Annotated in this window: 1 protein-coding gene; it reads right to left on the reverse strand. The window is 30.1% G+C overall.

The window, feature by feature from the left end; all coding sequences use genetic code 11:
- Positions 1 to 44: 44 nt before the first annotated feature.
- On the reverse strand, positions 45 to 468 hold a 424-nt coding region (locus IU405_RS00780), incomplete at its 5' end, for a DUF5123 domain-containing protein (RefSeq protein ID WP_197436742.1).

Genomic DNA, 468 nt, shown 5'->3' on the forward strand with positions numbered 1-468 from the left:
AATAAATATGCATACCTTTTTTAGTATTGATTTATTTTTTATTGTTATTGTCTCCAACGTGGATCACCAACAGCATTATCTATCAAAGTTTGATTTGTAATTGTAAAGTTTCCGGCTGCTGCATTCACATAACCTGGATTAAGTTCAGTGTGATTTCCAGAGTTATCATATCTTGGAATTGCACTATTAAAATATCCAGCTGCATTAAAATAGTTATTGTTTATGAATTGAATGGAATCATCTGTTTTACTTTGGTTGGAATACATTCCACCAGAATTGGATATTAATGTGTTTTTTACAATAATTTGATTTGCTACAAATCTAACATATAAAACTCTTCTTCCTGATGAAAGATTACAAGCATTTAAAGTACAACTATCCATTGTAACATTTGTTGTTGCTCCAGTTTGTAAAAGACTTCCTGAATCATCAATTCTAAAGAAATCACGTTCAGGAGCACAATTGTTA

The organism is Polaribacter sp. BAL334 (assembly GCF_015767435.1).
Classification (GTDB): domain Bacteria; phylum Bacteroidota; class Bacteroidia; order Flavobacteriales; family Flavobacteriaceae; genus Polaribacter.